Origin of the sequence: Paraburkholderia translucens (assembly GCF_020881035.1) — a bacterium.
In the GTDB taxonomy this organism is placed as follows: Bacteria; Pseudomonadota; Gammaproteobacteria; order Burkholderiales; family Burkholderiaceae; genus Paraburkholderia; species Paraburkholderia translucens.
The window spans coordinates 215,489-221,619 of sequence record NZ_JAJITC010000010.1 but is presented as its reverse complement, the minus strand read 5'-3'; the positions used below and the strand labels follow the sequence as shown (position 1 = coordinate 221,619).

Below are 6,131 nucleotides of genomic sequence, written 5' to 3'. Positions count from 1 at the left end.
AGCGTTCCCACATCAACGCCTTCTGGCTTTCGCTGTAATAGATCCGGCGCCTCTGTTTCATTTGCAACACTCCCGCCGCTCATGCGACGTTCATTGTGTTGCATCGACCGGTTGAATCCGCCAGGTCCAACGGTCGTCCGGGTTGGTTCCCGTATCATGTAAGTTGTCATGGACCACTCGCGCGCTATTTCATGCCGCCGTCTTCTCCGTCCCGCTCTCCCCCGCCCGTTATCGTGTGGTTCCGCGACGATCAGCGTCTTGGCGACAACCCCGCGCTCGAGCACGCCGTCGCCACAGGCCACCCGGTCGTGTGCGTATATGTGCACGACCCGGAGCCGCGTGAAAGCCGTCCGCCGGGTGCCGCAGTGCGCTGGTGGCTTCACCAATCGCTGCGCGAATTAAATGCGGCGCTTGCCGCGATGGGCGGAGAACTGACCGTGCTTCGCGGACCTGAACAGCAGGTGGTCGAAGAGTTTGCCACGGGAATTGGCGCGATCGAGGTGTGCTGGAATCGCCGCTATTCGGCAGCGCGACGCGAGACAGACGCAGCGATCGAGTCTACATTGAAAAAATGCGGAATTACCGTTTCGACGTTCAACGGCCATCTGCTGCGCGAGCCGTGGACGGTAACCACGCGCGACGCCCGGCCGTTTCAGTTATTCAGCGCGTACTGGCGTGCCGCGCGCCGCGAGTATGCGCCCGAACCGCCACGACCCGCGCCGAGCCGAATCGACTTCTTTCCGGTTCGCGAAAGCGCCACCGCGGCATGCGTGAATGGTCTGTCCGCACTCGCGCTTGAGCCTTCTGCGCCCGACTGGGCCGGCGGGCTGCGCGAAACGTGGAAATGCGGTGAAGAAGCGGGACAGCGTCAGCTACAGGCATTTCTGGCGGGCGCACTGGCCGGTTACGCAAGCGGCCGCGACATACCCGCGATGCACGCGACCAGCCGGCTGTCTCCGTACCTTCGCTTCGGCAATCTCTCGGTGCGGCAGGTATGGCACGCAGCGCTGGTGTCGGTGGCACATGCGGACCATGGCACTGGCAAGCCGCGCGCAGCACCCGTGGCAGGCGCCAATCTGGACAAGTTTCTCGACGAGCTTGGGTGGCGCGAGTTCTCGTACTACCTGCTCTACCATTTCGCCCCGCTGCATCAGGTCAATTTCAGACGGCAGTTCGACGCGATGCCATGGCGTGCCGATCCCGAAGCGCAGCGCGCGTGGCAGCGTGGCGAGACCGGCTACCCGCTCGTCGACGCCGGCATGCGCGAGCTATGGCATACAGGCTGGATGCATAACCGGGTGCGTATGGTGGCGGCGTCTTTTCTCGTCAAGCATTTGCTCATCGACTGGCGCGAGGGCGAGGCCTGGTTCTGGGACACGCTCGTGGACGCCGACGAGGCGAGCAACCCCGCGAGCTGGCAATGGGTAGCCGGAAGCGGTGCAGATGCGGCTCCGTACTTTCGCATCTTCAATCCGGTGCTGCAGGGCCAGAAGTTCGACCCGCAGGGTGACTATGTGCGGCGCTGGGTGCCCGAGCTCGCGCGCCTGCCCAGTGCGTCGATCCACGCGCCATGGCTCGCGCAGCCTGCACAACTGACGGCCGCGTCGGTTCGGCTGGGTCACGACTATCCATTGCCTGTGGTGTCTCACCAGCACGCGCGCACGCGGGCGCTCGAAGCCGTCGAAGGGCTGCGCACGCTGGGCGCGTAACTACCGTTGAGTAACTTCCCCGCCCGTGCGGCAGAGCGATATGAGGGGCGCACGGTAGGGCCGCAGCGGCTGGTCAACTTTGGGTGTGCCCGCCTATTGAACGTCTGCGGGAGCACGCCGACGAATTGCGGGAGATGGCCGACTGCTGCCCGATGTTGCTGCCCGAAATCGGACCCACTGCAGCCCTTCAACTAGCGTCTATGAGTGTCTGGAGCTGCGCCGAGTTCGGACCTTCACGGAATGGTGATCAGTCAGGCCTCCGCTCCCTGTTCGCAGATAGACAACGTCAGCCCGCGTCTGATGACCAGAAAACTGTTTGCTTCAGCTACACAGCATGAAGACGCATTACATCAGACCGGGAAGCCGGGTCGCTATCGAAGGAGGCCGTTGTTCGTTGTTTAACCCCGCGATTTTGGACCTGTGCCTCTCGCCGCTATTGGCCGAGAACGGCAAGGGCCTCGCGCATCGGCGATAGCGGGACTGTGACCAAGCCATCGAGCGGTGTATTCATTTCCAGAATCAGGAAGATGGCGCCAGACGTGGATAGCGCGCTCAGAAGCCACGCGACGGCGACCGTCGCATTCGGGGGTGTGAACAGGCCAAAGGCGCCAAAAATGATGCACAGCCACAGTACGAGGGTGATCAACAGCGCCATTGGGGTCGAGCCCGCTGCTTGTAGCAGCCCAAGTTCGCGTACGGCCAGCGCGTCGGCCAGCCATCGCGCCTGGAGCGCGGTGCGTTGTTCAGGGCACGGGCGCGACGCGGCAGTAGACGCCGTTCGACCCAAACGAGGACTGGAACCACGTACTGCCGCACAGGTAGTCGGTCCCGCCCTAGCCCGTGGGCTCGATGCAACTGGCCGGCAGCGTCGCGTAGATTGCGCCCATCGCGAAGTTCCGTCAGGCGCGGCCGGCCATCGTAGAAAAGCAGGAAGGGTTCACGCCCTTGCGCAGGTGCGGGGCGCGCGGACCGAAGTTCGCACGAGTCCCTCAATAGAGCCTGCGTCGTCGAGCCGCGCATCTCGGTTGCCTGAGTTCAGATTGCTCCCAGTCGACTATCGAGGCTTCACGTATTGCGCTACAGACCTGGAAACGGCGTCGCACCACTGGTCCATGATCGGCTTGACAGAATCAAACGTAACCACAGGCTGATTCGATGCAACACGCGCCAGACGCTCGCCGGTATGCGTGCGGATGACTTTTGCCAGAATCTCCCCGGAGACGCTGTCGGTGGCAAGTGCCTCGACCAGCAGCTTCGACTGCGTTCATAGCGAATCATGACCACGCTTGTTTCCACGGAAGAAATTGTTGTTGGTCGTGCAAATCCATACGCCAGCGGTGGAGTCGGAGAACCGGTTCCCGACAGGCTATTGGACCACGACGAGACATCCGGTGCGCTTGCGCTCATACGCTGCGGTTGCGTCCTGTGAGAACTCATGCATGATCGGCGAGACGCGACCCTGAGGTCGGCACAGTGGCATCAGGATTTGTTCGAACCGGATCCGCGCCCTGCGACTTGCAAGGACACCAGTCGTGCCAGCACGATAGCGGGATAGAGTTGACCGATCAATGCTTCGAGATTCGAGAGCGACCTCGCCGCACGCGCGACGGGCGTGATGTCGCCATACCCCACGGTTGTCAACGTGACGAAACTGAAATACACCCAGGTCGAACGATCCACGGAACGGTCATGCGTCGAAGTGCCGACGAAAGAACCAGGAACTACGATGCTGATGAGTTGATACGCGTCAGCGCAAACAAGCCCGACCAGCATGTAAAGGACGACTGCTCCCCCGATCCGGTTGCGTGTCACCGTACCGGCGCCAAACACCTTCGTCCCCATCAGCGCGCCAAGCAGCGTAAGTGAAAACATTTTAACTTCGTCACGGATCACCAGCCCTGGACCATTTGGCAATAGCCATCCCATCCAGCGCACGACGATCGCGACGAGCATGACCAGCGCGATCCACGCGAGTCCTTTCGAGCGGTCTGAGGCCGCCACCACGCCGCTCACGAGAATCGACGACAGAAGCACGTCTTGTGCGATTCTGTCTATCACGCTGTTCGACGTAACGACAACCGGCAGAACGAACACCGTGATGACAAGCAGCACCAGAAGAATGACCATGCCCCCGCTGCGCAGTCGCGCGGCGCGCTCTTGCAATCGTTGTATGTATGTCATGATCCATCCCGTCTAAGGTGCATCCGCGTCTGTCGCAAGTCACGGATGAGATGGGCAACCGCCCGCTTCGGCCGACGGGTCACCGGTCACGCCTATCGCGTCAAAGGGCAGTTTATCCCTCGTCAGCGGACATTCGCGAACGGATCGCGACAGACCGCTCGTGGCCAGTCCCACGCCTCGCTCGAATGCTGAGATTCGCCGAATGCTGAAACGACGGGTCGTCGATAACCGCAATGGCCGATAGCGCGATCAACGTGATTGATGCGACAAATGTGGGCGCATAGGGCATAAAATCAATCGAAGCGCCGGTCCGTTTGCGTGGCGCGGCTCGCCTTATCCCCTTCTATCAACGGCAGGCGGCCATGAACACTCACGATGTACGTTTCGTTCGTCTGGTGCTGGCCGCACTTTGCGGAGCGTCGCTCGCAACACTCGTCGCTTGCGGCGGAAACAGTTGCGTCAGCCTTGACGGTTGTATCAGCGGAAACGGGATGCCAAACGTCGCCCTATCAGGCACCGCAGCTACCGGCAAGGCGCCCGCCAGCGCGGTGGTTAGCTTCGACTGTGCTTCGGGTTCGGCCTCCACACTGTCAGACGGCGGTGAACGCTACAGCATTACGTTAAGCGCCACGCTTCCCTGCATCCTCACCGTGAACTCCGGCGGCACCACCTTGCATTCGTTGGCATTTGCCGGCGGCACTTTCAATACGACACCCGAGACGGAACTGATGCTCGTCTACCTCGCTTCGCAACTTGGCACGAGCGAGGCCAGTCTGATTGCGGGCTTCCCGAGCAACTTGCAGTTCCAGCAGGTGCTGGCAAATCAGAACGATGTACTGGCTGCGCAATCGGCAGTCGTCACGAATCTGCAGCAGCGTTATGCGGTCACGTTGACGGCACCGGCGTTTCTGACGACGCAGTTCATCGTCGGGCAAGCAGGGGTCGACAGCGATCTCGGCGCGCTGGCGACAGCAGGCGCCATCGGTGTCGATGGCATGCCCGATCCGGTTGCCGTCTCGCTGCTGTCCGCAGCGGGTCTCGCTCATCCGCTCACCACGACGTCCGCCCCTTCATCCGGCACTGGCGGGACAGGCACGCCGGGACGCTGAGCAGGGAAACCAAGCTGATCGCAGCGCCTCGCGGGCCTCGATCGCACGGAAAATTCGCATTGACGGGATCCAATCGCCTTTCGCGAAACCGCGATCGAGAGTTACGGGCGACGATTTGCCAGCCGACTCGGATGTATGGACGACCGTTCAAGAAGCAGCCGCAGAGGTGACGCCGGGTGGAAGGTCCTGAGAGGGTCGGCTATTGTCCAACTACGGATGTTAGGGCGCGCGCTCGGACAGACACATTCCAACGTCGTGTCCAGCCTGGTACCGGATTTTCGCCCGACTACCGTGCTCGCCATATTCCGATAGTGCTCGCTAATGACGACCGCATGGCAGACCGAAGCTGCTGAGTTCTACACGGCGTCACTCGCCCGCAGGCATGGAAGGCTATTGTGGCCGAACTGTACGGGAGCGCACATTCAATTGAATCTAAAGATCGCGGGCTAACCGAGATTTGTGTTTTAGGCATCAGGCCGCAAAATATTTCAGCGCTGCACGGCATGGGGTTGTGCTACTTTGACTTTGTGCCGACCGGGCGCCGTAACGGGCTTGTGACTGGTCGTGACTCAATGCTCGCGGCCAATGCATTCCAATTCCAGAAGGCCCAAAGCGCTGACGTGGAATGTCACCATTGCTACCGCACTGAACCGTCTCGCGCCCGCATACTCTTCAGCACAGGAGTTGGCGCTTTACACGGGGCCGCTCAGCGGCAGCTGACCGCCGTTTCAACCAAGCGCGAAGGAGCGTGAAAATGGTCGAAGCAAGAAACGGACTCTGGAGGCGGATGGGCGCAATGCTGGCCGCAGCCGGACTCCTCGCGCTATCGGGCGCTGCCTTGGCCACCAACCAGTCGCAACAGCGCCAACAAGGCCGGAACGCAAACCAGGCTGCCAGACAGGAAGCGCGCGCGGGCAAGGTCGACTGCCGAGCTGCAAACCAGAAGAGCAACTCCCAATGCCGGCAAGACAAGCGCCACACGAAGCAGGCAGGTCGCCAGCAAAAACGGGACATCAAATACTAGCGCGGCTTGCGTGAGTATCAGGTAACAGGGTGGTCTGGGGCCACGCGGAACGTGCCGACGGGCGCCTCGCGCGCCCCGCCAGCGCCGTGCCGGATGACCGGCGCGCTT

Annotated in this window: 6 protein-coding genes; 3 read left to right on the top strand and 3 right to left on the bottom strand. The window is 61.6% G+C overall.

What is annotated here, in order from left to right; all coding sequences use genetic code 11:
• The first annotated feature begins 191 nt into the window (after nucleotides 1–191).
• Nucleotides 192–1,709 carry a cryptochrome/photolyase family protein gene (locus LJ655_RS20000; protein WP_230562948.1) on the top strand — a complete coding sequence of 506 codons (1,518 nt, stop codon included), beginning with the start codon at nucleotides 192–194 and terminating at the stop codon, nucleotides 1,707–1,709.
• 433 nt (nucleotides 1,710–2,142) lie between these two features.
• Here LJ655_RS20000 and LJ655_RS30465 read toward each other — a convergent pair whose 3' ends face one another.
• From LJ655_RS30465 to LJ655_RS19985, 3 genes are all read right to left on the bottom strand, one after another.
• Nucleotides 2,143–2,496, bottom strand: coding sequence for a bestrophin-like domain (locus tag LJ655_RS30465; protein WP_486644372.1), 354 nt, complete (start codon nucleotides 2,494–2,496; stop codon nucleotides 2,143–2,145).
• Nucleotides 2,497–2,763: 267 nt separating this feature from the next.
• A complete protein-coding gene (locus LJ655_RS19990) occupies nucleotides 2,764–2,958 on the bottom strand; it encodes a DUF3313 family protein (RefSeq protein ID WP_268991593.1) in 195 nt (64 codons plus the stop codon).
• Nucleotides 2,959–3,188: 230 nt separating this feature from the next.
• Nucleotides 3,189–3,890, bottom strand: a complete 702-nt coding sequence (locus tag LJ655_RS19985; protein ID WP_230562947.1) for a potassium channel family protein — start codon at nucleotides 3,888–3,890, stop codon at nucleotides 3,189–3,191.
• A 362-nt stretch (nucleotides 3,891–4,252) separates the two neighbouring features.
• Between LJ655_RS19985 and LJ655_RS19980 the strand changes: the two genes are divergently transcribed.
• Nucleotides 4,253–4,999 carry a hypothetical protein gene (locus LJ655_RS19980; RefSeq protein ID WP_230562946.1) on the top strand — a complete coding sequence of 249 codons (747 nt, stop codon included), beginning with the start codon at nucleotides 4,253–4,255 and terminating at the stop codon, nucleotides 4,997–4,999.
• A 754-nt stretch (nucleotides 5,000–5,753) separates the two neighbouring features.
• Nucleotides 5,754–6,023, top strand: a complete 270-nt coding sequence (locus LJ655_RS19975; protein WP_230562945.1) for a hypothetical protein — start codon at nucleotides 5,754–5,756, stop codon at nucleotides 6,021–6,023.
• Nucleotides 6,024–6,131: the final 108 nt, after the last annotated feature.

Coding starts and splice junctions, on each gene's coding strand:
- LJ655_RS20000 (WP_230562948.1), top strand. CDS start 192: ATGCCGCCGTCTTCTCCGTCCCGCTCTCCCCCGCCCGTTATCGTGTGG.
- LJ655_RS19985 (WP_230562947.1), bottom strand. CDS start 3,890: ATGACATACATACAACGATTGCAAGAGCGCGCCGCGCGACTGCGCAGC.
- LJ655_RS19980 (WP_230562946.1), top strand. CDS start 4,253: ATGAACACTCACGATGTACGTTTCGTTCGTCTGGTGCTGGCCGCACTT.
- LJ655_RS19975 (WP_230562945.1), top strand. CDS start 5,754: ATGGTCGAAGCAAGAAACGGACTCTGGAGGCGGATGGGCGCAATGCTG.